This window comes from Lacticaseibacillus jixiensis, assembly GCF_042847315.1.
Taxonomy (GTDB): Bacteria; Bacillota; Bacilli; order Lactobacillales; family Lactobacillaceae; genus Lacticaseibacillus; species Lacticaseibacillus jixiensis.
On the sequence record NZ_BAAFPR010000024.1, the window covers coordinates 15,833 to 30,427 of the forward strand.

Genomic DNA, 14,595 nt, shown 5'->3' on the forward strand with positions numbered 1-14,595 from the left:
CACATTGCATTAGAATTGCAGCCGCACCATCCGCGGGTGGCCGGCAAGATCTTGTCGAAACTGCACCGCAGCTTGCGGCAGCATGCGGGAAAATAATGCCGCAAGCGCCGGTTGCTGGTGATAGCCAAACTCCAAATACACCGCCCCGCCAGCATTAAGGTGCTCAGGCATAGCCGCACAGAAGCGCTCAAACAACGCCAAGCCATCATGCTCGGCAAATAACGCCAGCTTTGGTTCATACTCCAGCGTACTTTCATCCATCACCGCTTCTTCGGCGTGGCTGATATAAGGCAAGTTGGCCACGATTCGATCATAGCGAGCTTGGCCTAACTGGTCAAATAAATCACTTTGCACCAAGTCGACAGATAACTCAAACCGCTGAGCATTCTGGCGCGCAACTGCCAAAGCTTCTGCTGACACATCCGCCATCGTCACGGCAAGCTTAGGCAGCTGGCGCTTTAGCGTTAAGCCGATGATCCCAGAGCCTGTGCCCATATCCAACAATGTCGCCGCTTGCGCACTGTCTGCTGCCGCCCATGCCACTAACTCCTCAGTTTCAAAGCGGGGGATCAACACGGCAGGCGACACCACAAAGTCTGCCCCGAAAAATGGCGCCAAGCCCACAATATATTGCGCCGGAACGTGTTGCAACAAGCGCGGCACGTCTTGTTGAAACTGCACCCACAGCGCTTCAGGCATGATATCACGGCCATGCATGCGCAGCTGCGTTGGTGAGAAATTGGCGCGATACTCCAAGACAAAGCGCGCGGCGTCTGGATCAATATCGTGTTGTGCGAGTAAAGAAGACGCCCAATTGAGCGCCTCCGAATAAGTCTTATTCACCGATACTCTCCAGTTTCTTGGCTTGATCTTGAACGATCAGCGCATCGATGATATCGCCGAGTTCGCCGTTCATGATCCGGTCAAGCTTGTTTAGCGTTAAGCCGATGCGATGATCAGTCACCCGGTTTTGTGGATAATTGTATGTCCGGATCCGTTCGGAACGATCCCCTGTGCCGACAGCAGTTTTGCGCTTCTCGGCATATTCGGATTCATTCTGACTTTCATAGTAATCATAAACCCGGCTGGTTAAGATCTGCATGGCCTTGACCCGGTTTTGTTGTTGGGAACGCTGATCTTGCATCGTCACCACAATACCAGTCGGGATATGGGTCATGCGCACCGCGGAACTGGTTTTGTTGATATGCTGACCACCGGCACCACTGGAACGGTACACATCAGTACGGATATCTTTAGGATCAAGCTTCAAATCAACTTCATCATATTCCGGCATCACGCCAACTGTGGCAGTACTGGTGTGCACCCGCCCAGCAGATTCCGTCACCGGCACCCGCTGCACCCGATGCGCACCGGATTCATATTTGAGCTTGGAATACACGGAATCCCCAGTGATCATCACAGCCACTTCTTTATAGCCGCCGACTTCCGTAGGGTTTTCGTCGATGATTTCCAACTGCCAGCCTTGGCGTTCGGCATATTTCATATACATACTCAAGAGATCTGCGGCAAACAAGCTGGCTTCATCCCCGCCGGCAGCGCCGCGAATTTCCATGATGATGTTCTTGTCATCATTAGGGTCTTTAGGCAGCATCAATAACTTGATTTGCTGCTCCAAGTCTTCCAGCTCCGGGCGCAATTCGTTGAGCTCTTCTTTGGCCAAGTCTTCTAACTCTTCGTCTTTAGATTCGCGCAGCACTTCTTCGGCTTCGTCGATATCTGACTTGGTTTGCTTGTACTTGTTATAAGCCGCCACCACTTCACGCATGCTGCCTTCTTCTTTAGACAGCTTCAAGTAACGGCTGGTGTCAGCGATCACTTCTGGATCGCTCATCAACTCTTGTAATTCTTCATAACGGTCGAGTAAACCGTCTAATTGTTCAAAAATCTTATCCATGGATCCTCCAATGTTTGTGTTTACGAATTGCTTCTTATTTAGTTGTGTTGTTGGGGTGTCGCAGATCGTCTGGACCTGTAGAAGTGTCGGTTGCTTGTTGCACTACTGCCAAACCTGATGCCAATCAAGTAGGATCGGTAAAGCGCAGCAGCGCAGGGGCAGCGCGATGGTCAGGCCGTGAAACGTGTGCTGTCAGGTGAGCCTCGCGTACTTTGCGAGGCTTACCCGACAGCACACGCGGCAAGTTCTGAGACGGGCAAGCGAGCAAAGCGAGCGCCTGGCTCAGAACTTAGGCGGAAAACGCGCGCCTTTCAGCGCGGTTGCAGCCGGCCGCACCGCCTGCGCCATCGCGCTGCCCCTGTGTTGCGGAGCTTTACCGATCCGGCCGCTAAGTACGCTTTGCTCATCGTCGAGCTTCGCAAAGCAACGCGGCAGTGATATAAGCTGTGACGCCGCAAAGGCACAACCCGCCTTGGCGTCATCCCAGCTTATATCAGCCGCTAAGTGCGCTTTGCTACGCTCTGGTTGCCAAGTCTTCAGGTGGGTAATAGTAGTGATGGCGGCACACAGGATAATACATTTCGTTGCCACCGATTTGGATTTGCTCGCCGGCATACACCGGCGCGCCATCATGCACGCGCAAGTTCATGATCGCTTTTTTGGCACAGAACCAGCAAATGGTTTTCATCTCTTCGATTTTGTCAGCATACAGCAACAAGTACTTGGAGCCTTCGAACAATTCGTTCTTGAAATCATTCTTCAAGCCAAACGCCATCACCGGAATATGCAATTCATCGACGATTCGCGCACATTCAAACACATGGTGCTGCTTGAGAAACTGCGCCTCATCGATCAAGATGCAATACGCCTTAGGATTGAGCTGCTGCACCAAATCAAACAAGTTGGTATCTGCTTGCACCGGGTGCGCCGGGCGCTGCATGCCAATGCGCGACGCCACTATCCCCACGCCGGAGCGGTTATCCAAAGCCGAAGTCAAGATGATCACGGGCTTGTGTTGTTCTTCATAATTATGCGCGACCTTAAGGATCTCGACTGACTTGCCTGAATTCATTGCACCGTAGCGGAAAAATAGCTGCGCCAAGCATATCCCTACTTTCTAATCTTTGATGAAAACATACCTCGTCAATTATAGCGAATTTTCAAAGCTTTCACCAGCATTGCCCGACAATCTCTGCAAACCAGCCAATCTGGCCGCGATTATGCTAGAATACTATACGAAACGTCATCATTCACTACGAGAGGAAGACCGTCTTTTGGCCCATTCAATTACGCTTAAAAGTCGCCTGGCGATCCTAGCCGGCCGCTTCAGCTATTGGTTCTTACACACCTTCATGAAAGGCGGCAGCTCCTTGCCTGGCAAGATCGCCGCGCGCATCGACCCTGATGTGTTACAGGCGTTAGGTCGCGACTATGACGTGGTGATCGTCACTGGCACCAACGGCAAAACGTTGACGACCAACTTGATCACTAAAGTCTTGCGCCAGCAATATCAAGAAGTCTTAACCAACCCCACCGGCTCTAACATGATGCAAGGCATCATCACCGCGTTCTTGGCCAAAGGCAAACACGGCAAACGCCGCTTGGCTGTGTTGGAAGTCGACGAAGCCAATGTCGCGCCGGTGTCCAAGTATCTCACGCCGAAAGCCTATGTGTTGACCAACATTTTCCGCGATCAAATGGATCGTTATGGCGAATTCTACACGACTTACGAAAAGATCCTCACCGGCATTCGCATGCACCCGCAAGCGCTGGTGATCGCAAACGGCGACGCGCCGATTTTCTCGGCGCGCGAATTGCCTAATCCTTGGCGCTACTATGGCTTTGCCTTAAGCGAAGCGGCCGACGACGATCAAGTGGCCCCGCCGAATACCGATGGCGTGTTGTGCCCGGTGTGTGAACACATCTTGCATTATCATGGCATCACCTATTCCAACTTAGGCAGCTTCTTTTGCCCCAACTGCGGCTTCAAGCGCCCGGCTTTGACCCATGCGGTAACAGAAGTGTCGCGCTTGACGCCAGGGGATTCGGCTTTTGCCATTGATGGGCACGCCTACACCTTAGGCATCGGCGGCACTTACAATGTGTATAACGCCTTGGCCGCCTATACCGTAGGCGCTGAATTTGGCATCACACCAGCCCAAGTTAAACAGGCCTTCCAATACGACGAGAAAGTCTTTGGCCGCCAAGAAGAAATCACCATTGGCGATAAAAATGTCACCTTGATCTTAGTCAAGAATCCAGTGGGCTTAAACGAAGTCTTGGCCATGATTTCGCGGCAAAACAGCCATTTTGGCTTAGGCGTGCTGCTTAATGCCAATTACGCTGATGGCACCGACACCAGTTGGATCTGGGATGGCGACTTCGAAGCGTTGGTGGCAAGCGGCAAGCCAACCACTTATTTAGTCGGCGGTGAGCGCTACAAAGACATCGCCTTTCGCATGCAAGTCGCAGGCGTTAAGGAATTGATCCAAAAACCCGACTTGTCAGATGTGATCACGTCAGTTAAAGCCATGCCGGAAACGAACATTTACCTGCTGGCGACATATACTGCGGTATTGCAGCTGCGCAAGAAACTCGCCGACAGCGGCTATATTAAACAAGGCTTCTAGCTTGCAAAAGGCGCGACCTCACTGAGGCCGCGCCTTTTGCTATATGTCTAAAATCAACGGTTAGTTGCGGCACGTGCCGCGATGTGTTTGGCAGCAATGGCACAACCGGCAATGATCACCGAAAGACTGGTCAACACGATAAAATCAACCCGCGCCCCGCTTAACGTCGCCGCTTGGGCTGGTTGATGCAATTGCTGTACGGCAATTATTGCCGCCATCACGCCGGTGCCCAAGGAACCAGCATATTGTTGCATCATCGAAAACAAGGCATTTTGATCAGCCTTCTGCCGGTTGGAAACTTGCGTGGAAGCATCTGAAATCGCCGTGCCAAAGCCGGAATTAAACCCAAAGCGCAACACGATAAATAACCCAGCAATCAACCCCACTGACAAGTGCGCGCTGCAAGCCCAAAAGGCTCCCATGGCCACCAGCGCCATGCCTGAAGAAAACAACAATACCCCATGCGGTCCGCGCCGATCATAAACGCCGCCGGCAATTGGTGCAATCGCCGCACCAATCAGCGCTCCAGGCAAAAGCATCAGCCCAGCAGCCGACGCGCCGGCGCCTAACCCAGTTTGTGCCACCAGCGGCAACACGAAAGACAAGCCGATATTAATAAACTGCAAGCCAAAATATTGCCCCAAGCGCAGTTGCAGCATCGCATTGTGCAACACGCGATAATCAAAGATCTGCCGCTTGCTGTGGCGGGCATAGCCGACCAAGCCTAACGCCAACATCACAAACCCCAATCCCCAAAGGTCAAACCCACCACTGAACCAGCCATGCTGGCCGGCGGCGTTAAACGTAAACAACAAACTGGCAAACACTGCCGCCAACAGTGTCACGCCGCCAAAGTCAAAGCGCGCCTGGCCCACACCTTGAGCTTGGCCTTGAATCGCCCAAGCGCCAAGGCCAGCTACCACGACGATCAGCGGCATGATGCCGACAAAAATCGCCCGCCACGACCACGCACTGGTCAACACCCCGCCATAAGTTGGCCCAAGTGCCGGCGCCAAACTCACGATCACACTGGCAAAACCCACGTAGATCCCAAGCTTGGCTTCTGGCACCAGCCGAAAGATCAATTGATACATCAACGGGGTGCTTAACCCAGTGGCCACGGCTTGCAGCAGGCGCCCGCCTAACAACACCCAGAAATTCGGCGCCATCAAACACATCAAGCCGCCTAACGTGCACAAACAAATGGCAAACAAGAACACGCGCTTAGGGGCAAAGCGCTTTAACACATACGCAGTGGTACTCATCACAATGGTCACCAACAGCAAATATGCCGTAGTCAACCATTGCACCGTGGCTAAGCTGACGCCAAAGGTCTTGATCAATGTGGGAAACGTCACATTCATTGACGTTTCCACCAAGATCCCAGTAAATGACAACAAGCCGCAGCTGACGATCGCCAGTTTTTGTTTTAACGTTACTGATTCATCCAAGAGTGCGTAAACCTCCATTGATTATTGGAGTGTTTATTGACTCTGCCAAGTCCATTAGAAAAGGCGGCCAAGTGGCCGCCTTTTCATCATAGTTGGTTTTCATGCAAATTTCAAAGCACCGATTGCAAATTGTCTTTGAGCACTTGGGCTGATTCTTCCAAGCGCTTCTGGTCTGCATCATTTAAGTCCAGCTGCAAGATCCGCGCCAAACCGTCGCCGCCTAATAACACCGGCACGCCAATCGACACCCCTTCTAAGCCGTATTCCCCATCCAAATGCACTGACATCGCAAAGGCGGCGTGATCGTCGTTTAATATGGCTGCCGTCAAGCGCGTCAAGGAAGCGGCGATGCCATAGAAAGTCGCGCCTTTCTTTTGAATGATGGAATACGCGGCAGTTTTGACCCGTTCGCCAATGGCTTCAAAGTCGTTTTCGGCCCGCGGCCCAGTGACAAAATCGCGGATCGGCTGGCCGCCAATTGTTGTGTAATCCCAGACTGGGAATTCTGAATCGCCATGTTCGCCCATGATATAGCCATGCACCGCGCGTACATCCACGTTGTAGCGGCGGCCGATTTCCGACTGCAGGCGCGCAGAATCCAGCGCTGTGCCCGAGCCTAAGACGTGATTCTTCGGCAACCCAGTTAAGCGCAATACCAATTCAGTCAGCACATCCACCGGATTAGAGGCCACAAGAATGATGCCGTTGAAGTGGTTGGCCATAATCTCTTTGGTGACGGATTTAATGATGCTGGCGTTTTTTTGCAGCAGCTGCAGCCGAGTTTCACCAGGCTTTTGCGCCACGCCGGCAGTGATCACGATCAAATCCGCGTATTGGCAATCTTCATAACTGGCAGCGTAAATATTCTTCTGCGATGTGTAAGGCAAGGCGTCGACTAAATCTTCAACATCCCCTTGCACGCGCTCTTTATTGACGTCAATGATTCCTAGGCTGCCGCCGATGCCGGCAGTCAACAAGTTGAAAGCATAGCTGGACCCGATGGCGCCGTCGCCGATCAAGACAATATTTGCGGTTTTCATACGCAACCTCCTTGAATTGTGTAAGCGTTAAATCAACAACTTCAGTATACCCCGGCACAGGGCTTTAACGCCAATTTCTGCTCGCACAAAATCGCAAACTGTATCAATATTTATTTAATTTATTTGCATTATTATGTGAAAATAGCGCTATCACAACAAATTCGGCTGTTTTACACAAATCTGAATCTGCGCGCATGACAAAATTGTCTTGGCGCCGCCACCGGCTCGTGCTATAGTGTGCTAGTAAGCTATTACACTCATACGATAAGGAGGCCGCCATGGAATTCTCGGACCGCGTTCCGATTTATTACCAAATCAAACAATATCTTTATGAGCAGATCATCACCAAGCATCTGCTGCCTGGCGAGCAACTGCCGGCGGTACGCCAATTGGCCGTAGATTTAACCGTCAATGTCAACACTGTCCAACGGGCTTTAAGCGAATTGATCCAAGAAGGTGTGATCATCCCCCAACGCGGCCGCGGCAATTTCGTCACCAAAGACCAAGCAACGCTTGCCGAATTGAAAAATCACGTCGTGCAAGCACAGTTGGCTTGGTTATACGACCACCTTGCCGCCTTGGAGTTGACCCCTAGCCAAATGCAAGCCGCGTTTAGCGCTTATGTTGCTGCCCAACAGGAGGATCGTCATGGATAATTTAACTGTACAAAACGTCTCTTATCGCCGCAATCGCCAGTTGATCTTAGACGATATGAGCTTCAGCGTGGCTGCTGGGCACATTGTTGGGCTCTTAGGGGCCAATGGTGTCGGCAAAACCAGCCTGATGCGCGTAATTGCTGGGGCCGTGCCGCGCTTTGACGGCACCATCACCGTCAACGGCCAAAGCACCCTCATCGCGCGCAAAGCCGCGGTGTCTGCCAGTTTTGCCTGGTTTGACGACGCCACTAACCTGCGCTTGAGCAAACTGGCCCAAACCACGGCGCAATTATTGCCTAGTTTTGACCTGGCCCAATTTCAGCACCTGGCTGCGTTTTTGGACCTGGATCTAAACGCCAAGCTCACCCAGCTTTCTAAAGGCAACCAGAAGAAAGCGCGCTTGGCTTTCACCTTGGCCAAACAAGCCAATGTGTACTTGCTTGATGAGCCTTTTGACGGCATCGATTCGATGACGCGCAAGCAGCTCACCGCCGGCTTGTTGCAGTTCTTGCCCGAAATGGCCACGGTGTTGATTTCTGATCATCATCTGGAAGACATCACCGCCTTAATTGATCGCGTGTTGATCATCAAAGCCGGCCAGGTCGTCGCAGATGATGACACCGACCACATTCGCCAAACCAGCAATATGAGCTTGGAAGCTTATTACGAAAGTTTCTTCACTAAAGGTGGTGATGGCTTGTGAGGCCAGTATTTAAGACGCTTTTTGGCCAACGCCTGCGCGATTTATGGCTGTTGTTAATCGGCGAATATCTTGGTGCCATCGCGTTGGGCTTGGCGCGGCACTACTGGGTTGAACTCAATTGGCAGCGGGTTTTGTTCAGCAATGTGCTGCCGATTTGGATAGGTAGCTGTTTGGCGATTGCCGTGGCGTGGCTGCTTTATGACACGATTAAGCTTTGGTGGCAGCCGTTTTGGGGACTGTTACCAATTTCGAGCCAGAAGCTGTTAGGCGGCAACTTGACAGCCAGTTACGCGATGTGGCTGGTGATATTAGCGGGACAACTGCCGCTTGGGGCGACCATCGGCTATTTTGCGCACTGGTCTCCGGATAGCGAGTTTTGGCTGTTTCTGTGGGGACTATTGGTGTTTGTCGCCTTGTTGTTTGGCTTGGTCGACGCATTTATGTTGATGCTGCTGGCAATCAAGGACCGCTGGACCTTTGCGCCACTGTCAACTGTGGCATTGTGTTTAATCGGCGTTGGCGCTTGGGAACTGTTAGGCGTGTGGCCATTAAAGCAGCTGGGCACCGTCACGGCACATTTAGCCGCCGCGACATTTTACAGCCGTCTGTTACCAGCAGGGAGTGGCTTGGCCCTTGGGCTGTGGTCGGCGATCAGCTTGGTGATCACTTGCGGGATGACCTGGCTGGCCCAATATTTGCTGACGCACGCTGTGGAATACGCCTAAGGAGGACATCCGGATGTGGAAATTGATCAGAAATTTGAGCCGCCAGCGGCTGATCGCGGTGACTTATGCGCTGGGTCTTGAGCTTGTGTGGTTTGTGGCAGTATTGCTGATTGCGGGCGGCTTCAGCCATCGTTATACCGCTGGCGATGTTGCCGGGCTGGCTGGCGTGATCGGCGTGTTAAGCGGGTTGTGTTTGTTTGTGGTGTTAGCCGTGTTTAACGAACGCATGTGGCAGCGCAACACCTATCGCCTGCTGCCGGTGGGCGGCAGTCAACTGCTTGGTGCAGGGATCGTAAGCAATGTGTTGGCAATGGGATATTTCATAATCGGTCAAGTGGTGTTGATTATGGCCGCGACGTGGGTCAACGGCTCGCCGATCACTGCGACTAACGCCACTTGGGCCACTGGTTTATTGGGCCTAATCACCTTGTTGAGTGCGTGTTGTTATGGGTGGTTGGCAATCAGCTTGATCCACTTGCTTGCGCTAAGCTTTGGCAACGCCTTGCCCACCCGCTTCAACAAGTTGCTGCAAGGGATGGTTTATCTGGTGTGTGCTGTGCTCATCATCTTCGCACTGCAGTACTTATCCCTTGCCGCCCATACGCTATTACCTGCGCATTCAAGTGACGGGGTGCGCTTTGCCTTTGGGCACAACAGCGAGGTGGCTTACAGTGTGCAGGAAATGCTGAATGGCTGTGTTTATATGCTGGTGATGAACGTGGTGTTTGGCGCCATTAATACGTATTTGTTGAATCATCATGTCCAAACCCGCCAGCAATTGGCTGAGTGATTTGCAGAATATGTCTGTGATAACGTGACACCCGTTTGCATGACGAGTACACTTAGAAGATATTCTATAATCACGAATCACGGAGTCAATTATGCATATCAAGAAAATCTCACTGTTTCAATCGGTGATGCTGGCGCTGGGGTCATTGATCGGCTCAGGCTGGCTGTTTGGTTCTTGGAAAGCCACCAAGATTGCCGGGCCGGCCGCCATCTTATCTTGGCTGGTGGGTGGTTTCATCATCGGCATCATCGCTTATACTTATATTGAAATCGGCGCCATGTTCCCAGAAGCCGGCGGCATGAGCAAATATGCCCAATATTCGCATGGCTCGCTATTAGGCTTCATTGCCGCTTGGGCCAATTGGGTGTCATTGATCACTTTGATACCAATTGAAGCCGTGGCGGCGGTGCAATACATGTCGACTTGGCCTTGGTCTTGGGCCACTTGGACGCACAAGCTGCTGGCTAATGGCGTGGTCACCACCTCAGGCTTGTTTGTCGTGTTTGGCTTCATCATTGTCTTCACCTTGTTGAATTACTGGTCAGTGAAGGTGCTGACGCATTTCACCAGCTTGATTTCAGTATTTAAAATCGGCATGCCGGTGTTGACCATTATCTTGTTGACCATGTCAGGCTTTCATCCGGCTAACTATGGGACCAATTTCCATGAATTCTTCCCTTATGGTACCGCCACGATTTTCTCAGCCACCAGTGCTGCTGGGATCATTTTCTCATTCGATGCGTTTCAAACCGTGATCAACATGGGCGCTGAAATCGAGCATCCAGAGAAGAATATCTTGCGCGGGATCACGATTTCTCTGCTGATTTCAGGCGTCTTGTACGTCTGCTTGCAGTCAACGTTTATCACCGCCATCCCGCCGCATATCTTGGCTGCTCAAGGGTGGCATGGGTTAGACTTCTCATCGCCGTTTGCTGATTTGGCAATGCTATTGGGGTTAAATTGGTTGTCAGTGCTGTTATATATGGATGCTTTCGTATCGCCTTTTGGCACCGGGGTGTCGTTTGTCGCCAATGCATCGCGCGCGTTGTTTGCTTTAGAGTCTAATCACCATCTGCCGCATTGGTTAGGCAAGCTGCATGCCAAATACCGCATTCCGCGCCGGGCCATGGTGGCAGATACGGTGTTGTCGATCGTCATGGTGACCGTTTTCCGCTCATGGGCAGTGTTAGCCACTGTGTTATCCACCGCTACGCTGATCGCTTATCTCACTGGGCCAGTCACGGCGGTGTCCTTGCGCAAGCTGGGCGCACATTTGTATCGGCCGGTGAAGCTGCGCAGCCTCAATTGGATCGCGCCGATTGCCTTCATGTTGACCAGCTTGGCGGTTTATTGGGCGATGTGGCCGACCACTATCGAAGTGATCTTGATCATTCTGATCGGGTTACCGTTTTACTTCTATTTCGAATGGCGCAACGGTTTCAGCGAACTGCGCGCCGCCATTAAACCCGCCATGTGGATGCTGGTGTATCTGGTATTTATCTCGGTGATGTCTTATGCCGGCGCCCATGAATTCAATGGGGTCGGCTGGCTGGTATATCCTTGGGACAACGTCTTGATCGGCGTATGTTCACTGGGCTTTTATTATTGGGGCATTCACAGCTGGACCACCACCGATTTGGCCGCCGCCGAAAAAGTCAACGCCCAAGTGGCACGCAACGATGCCACTTGGCACGAAGATTAACCAACAAACGCCCAAGCCCCCGCGATTCTCGTTGAATCGCAGGGGCTTGGGCGTTTGTGTATTTACCGCTTAAGCAGCAGCCGTCTAACCCTTGACAAATCAGGCTTTTGAGCAAAACTTTGGCAACCTGCAAGCCGCCTTGTACACTATGGCTAGGGGGTGAAGTCATGTTCGAGGCGGCTTATTATCAGCTGATCGCCGTCATTTCCGGCGTGGATTATGCCGTGCGCTTTACCAACGGCAAGTTTGTCGATGAAGATGCTTACGTTTGGCTGCAGCTGAAACACGTTTCTCTCACATCGGACCCGATCCCGCCGCGCTTGGCGCAACTGCAAGCGTGTCGCTTTGCTTGTGTCAAATTCACGCATTTGCTGTTAGGCCAACGGCTGCAAATCGGCGATACCATCAGTGTCAGCGGCCGCGCCCAGCTGGATGCGATCACTTTATCGACTAGTTATCAACGCGCGCTTGAAGCCCGCAACAAGCAGCAAGCCGCCTGGCGCAAGTTCTTGACGGACTGGCAGCGCCGCCATGTCACCAAAAGCGTGCAACCAGCCTTTGCCGCTTTAACGGAACGCTTCTTAAGCGGTAATTGGCAGCTGGCACCATGGTTGGCGGCGCAGCGGCGGCTGTTGCGCAACAACCCAGCCCTAGCGACGCTGCAGCATGCTGAAGCCGGCTTTATCTTACCAGCCCTTTCGCTGGATCCAGTGTTATATGTGTCGGCGGTGATCCGCGATGTTTTGCTGGTGCCTAGTCCGCTGGCGCGCTTGGCCAAGCTGGAAACGCCGCGCAAAGGCTTCAGCCAGAAACGCCAGCATCAACAATTACTCACTTACTTCATTGAAACCGCCAAATACCGCGCCTGGCAGCGTCAGCAGTCCCAGGCGCACCACTAAAAATACCGCAATTTCACGAGGCAAGTCGTGAAATTGCGGTATTTATTAGGGTTAAGCTTCCGGTCCTGGTTGCGAAAGAATCATTTCTAAGTCGCCCTTAAAGTCCCAAGCCTTGATTTGATTAGGGATCAAGAAGTGCGTCCCTTTCTTGATCGAATAAGTTTGACCATCGGCGGCAAATTCACCACTGCCGGCTAATACCGAAACCAAGGTATAAGCGGCTAATGGCGTTTGATGTAATTTACCATTGAGTTGCACATGTTCCACTGAGAAGTACTTGGAAATTGGCGGCTGCACATAAGTGGTAATGGTGGCGTCGTCAACTTTGGCTTCTTGAATGTCTAATTGCGGATCGGCATAAGGCACCGTGGTCGTGTCGATGCTTTGTTGCAAATGCAATTCGCGCTTGTGGCCTTGCGCATCGGTGCGATCATAGTCATACAAGCGATAAGTGGTATCAGACGATTGTTGCGTTTCCAACACCATGATGCCTTTGTTCAGCGCGTGAATGGTCCCGCTTGGCACATAGAAGAAATCGCCGGTTTTAACTGGCACCTTGCGCAATAAGTGGTCCCAATCGCCGGCGTGGATCATATCCGCCAGTTCTTGACGCGTCTTGGCGTGATGGCCATAGATCAAATAAGAACCAGGTTCTGCTGAAATCACATACCAGCATTCCGTCTTGCCCAGTTCGCCAGAGCGTTCATGGGCTGCGGCATAAGCGTCGTCTGGGTGCACTTGTACCGACAAGCTGTCGTTGGCATCCAAGATCTTGGTCAACAAAGGAAAGACCTTAGAAGTCTGATGGCCAAAATAGTCTTGATCTTCTGCCCAAGCTTGCGTCAGCGTTTTGCCAGCCAGCGGGCCGTTTTCGATGGTCGACGGGCCATTGGGGTGCGCAGAAATCGCCCATAGCTCCCCAATCTTGCCGTCTGGAATCTGGTAGCCGAATTCAGTTTCAAGCTTGCGCCCACCCCAGATCTTCTCATGAAACACCGGTGCTAAGAATAATGGTTCCGTCATGTTATCCTCCCGTGAAAAAGCTTATTTATACCGTTTTCATTCTACCACGTTCTGCAGATATTGCGCGACGATCTCATCGCGTGCGTCAAGAAAATCCGCATTCACCACCGGGTGCACCCGATTAGTCAACACGATTAACGCCTGCTGAGACTGCGGCTGCAACAGCCAAAACCCGCCGGTGTAGCCAGTATGATATAGCCACAGCTGACCAAGGCGATCTTGGCGCAGATCCCACCCTAAGCTGCGGCCGCCAGCATAATCGCGCAGCAAACCGGCAAACGCCTTTGGCCACGCCGCACTTTGGCGCTGGCCAAAGGCGTATTGCGTAAATGCAATCAAATCGGCTAACCCGGCAAACAACCCGGCAGACCCGGCATGCGCGCCTAAGATGCGGGCTTTGGGGTCATGCACCACGCCTTGCAGCAAGCGGCTGTCGTGATAAGTCGTTGGCACACAATCATCAATGTTCGGATGAAAGCTGGCGGAAGCCAAATGCAGCGGCTTCAGCACGCGCGTTGTGATCACGTCTTGGATCGCTGCGCCATACACATTTTCCAGCGCCCAGCCCACAAGCAATAAGTTGAAATCACGATACAACACGGTCTTTGGGCCGGTGGGCTTAAGCGTGGTGATCAGCGCCTGGCGCAACGCTTGGGCGCTTAATTCATCACGGTGTGGGATATAACCTTCCAAGCCGCTGGTATGCGTCAACGCTTCGCCAAACGTGGTGGCAGGGGCAAACTCAGGCAAGTGGTTGCGCAATGGTTCATCAATGAAAACCAACCCCGCATCCAGCGCCTGCAAGAACACCGTAGTCGTGCCTAACACCTTGGTTAAGCTGGCCAAATCATAAACCATCCCCGGCCGCAGCACTTGTTTGGTCGGGAGCCATTGACTGGCACCAAACACCTCTGTTTGCACGCAGTCGCCTTGCATTAAGGCATAAGATACCCCTGGTACCATGCGCTTGGTCACTAACTGATGCAACATGTTCTCGATCGTCTTCACGCTTTCACTTCCCATACGCCTATTTTAGCCTAAATAACGCGTTAATTAACCAA

Annotated in this window: 14 protein-coding genes; 7 read left to right on the forward strand and 7 right to left on the reverse strand. The window is 52.3% G+C overall.

All coding sequences use genetic code 11. The features are described 5' to 3' along the window. Positions 1-9: 9 nt before the first annotated feature. The 3 genes from prmC to ACGG90_RS12290 all read right to left on the reverse strand — a co-directional run bounded on the left by prmC (position 10) and on the right by ACGG90_RS12290 (position 3,017). Positions 10-843, reverse strand: a complete 834-nt coding sequence (prmC, locus tag ACGG90_RS12280) for a peptide chain release factor N(5)-glutamine methyltransferase (RefSeq protein ID WP_390409816.1) — start codon at positions 841-843, stop codon at positions 10-12. Beyond that, positions 836-1,915, reverse strand: a complete 1,080-nt coding sequence (gene prfA / locus ACGG90_RS12285) for a peptide chain release factor 1 (RefSeq protein ID WP_390409817.1) — start codon at positions 1,913-1,915, stop codon at positions 836-838. The genes prmC and prfA overlap by 8 nt, the downstream gene beginning before the upstream one ends. Positions 1,916-2,429: 514 nt before the next feature. Then, positions 2,430-3,017, reverse strand: coding sequence for a thymidine kinase (locus ACGG90_RS12290; RefSeq protein WP_390409819.1), 588 nt, complete (start codon positions 3,015-3,017; stop codon positions 2,430-2,432). A 184-nt stretch (positions 3,018-3,201) separates the two neighbouring features. On the opposite strand from ACGG90_RS12290, the gene ACGG90_RS12295 reads away from it, so the two are divergent. After that, positions 3,202-4,545: a MurT ligase domain-containing protein gene (locus ACGG90_RS12295; RefSeq protein WP_390409859.1), complete on the forward strand. Its 1,344-nt coding sequence runs from the start codon at positions 3,202-3,204 to the stop codon at positions 4,543-4,545. 53 nt (positions 4,546-4,598) lie between these two features. Here the strand turns inward: ACGG90_RS12295 and ACGG90_RS12300 are convergent, their stop codons facing one another. Beyond that, positions 4,599-5,996 (reverse strand): MFS transporter, encoded by a 1,398-nt coding sequence (locus tag ACGG90_RS12300; protein WP_390409820.1) that lies wholly within the window; start codon positions 5,994-5,996, stop codon positions 4,599-4,601. Between the two features lie 110 nt (positions 5,997-6,106). Beyond that, positions 6,107-7,036 (reverse strand): L-lactate dehydrogenase, encoded by a 930-nt coding sequence (locus ACGG90_RS12305; RefSeq protein ID WP_390409822.1) that lies wholly within the window; start codon positions 7,034-7,036, stop codon positions 6,107-6,109. A 278-nt stretch (positions 7,037-7,314) separates the two neighbouring features. Here ACGG90_RS12305 and ACGG90_RS12310 point away from each other — a divergent pair, with 278 nt between their 5' ends. The 6 genes from ACGG90_RS12310 (at position 7,315) to ACGG90_RS12335 (ending at position 12,511) form a co-directional block, all read left to right on the forward strand. Then, positions 7,315-7,692, forward strand: coding sequence for a GntR family transcriptional regulator (locus tag ACGG90_RS12310; protein ID WP_390409823.1), 378 nt, complete (start codon positions 7,315-7,317; stop codon positions 7,690-7,692). Next, positions 7,685-8,395, forward strand: coding sequence for an ATP-binding cassette domain-containing protein (locus ACGG90_RS12315; protein ID WP_390409825.1), 711 nt, complete (start codon positions 7,685-7,687; stop codon positions 8,393-8,395). Before ACGG90_RS12310 ends, ACGG90_RS12315 begins: the two co-directional genes overlap by 8 nt. Continuing rightward, positions 8,392-9,120 (forward strand): hypothetical protein, encoded by a 729-nt coding sequence (locus ACGG90_RS12320; RefSeq protein WP_390409827.1) that lies wholly within the window; start codon positions 8,392-8,394, stop codon positions 9,118-9,120. Before ACGG90_RS12315 ends, ACGG90_RS12320 begins: the two co-directional genes overlap by 4 nt. A 13-nt stretch (positions 9,121-9,133) precedes the next feature. After that, positions 9,134-9,910, forward strand: coding sequence for a hypothetical protein (locus ACGG90_RS12325; protein ID WP_390409828.1), 777 nt, complete (start codon positions 9,134-9,136; stop codon positions 9,908-9,910). A gap of 91 nt (positions 9,911-10,001) precedes the next feature. Further along, positions 10,002-11,612 (forward strand): APC family permease, encoded by a 1,611-nt coding sequence (locus ACGG90_RS12330; protein ID WP_390409830.1) that lies wholly within the window; start codon positions 10,002-10,004, stop codon positions 11,610-11,612. A gap of 167 nt (positions 11,613-11,779) precedes the next feature. Further along, complete coding sequence (locus ACGG90_RS12335; protein WP_390409831.1) at positions 11,780-12,511, forward strand: hypothetical protein; 732 nt, start codon at positions 11,780-11,782, stop codon at positions 12,509-12,511. A 51-nt stretch (positions 12,512-12,562) separates the two neighbouring features. On the opposite strand, the gene manA is transcribed toward ACGG90_RS12335, so the two are convergent. Continuing rightward, the gene (gene manA / locus ACGG90_RS12340; protein WP_390409832.1) at positions 12,563-13,534 is read right to left on the reverse strand and encodes a mannose-6-phosphate isomerase, class I; all 972 of its coding nucleotides are present in this window, start codon (positions 13,532-13,534) and stop codon (positions 12,563-12,565) included. A gap of 36 nt (positions 13,535-13,570) precedes the next feature. After that, positions 13,571-14,557: a serine hydrolase domain-containing protein gene (locus ACGG90_RS12345; RefSeq protein WP_390409834.1), complete on the reverse strand. Its 987-nt coding sequence runs from the start codon at positions 14,555-14,557 to the stop codon at positions 13,571-13,573. Positions 14,558-14,595: the final 38 nt, after the last annotated feature.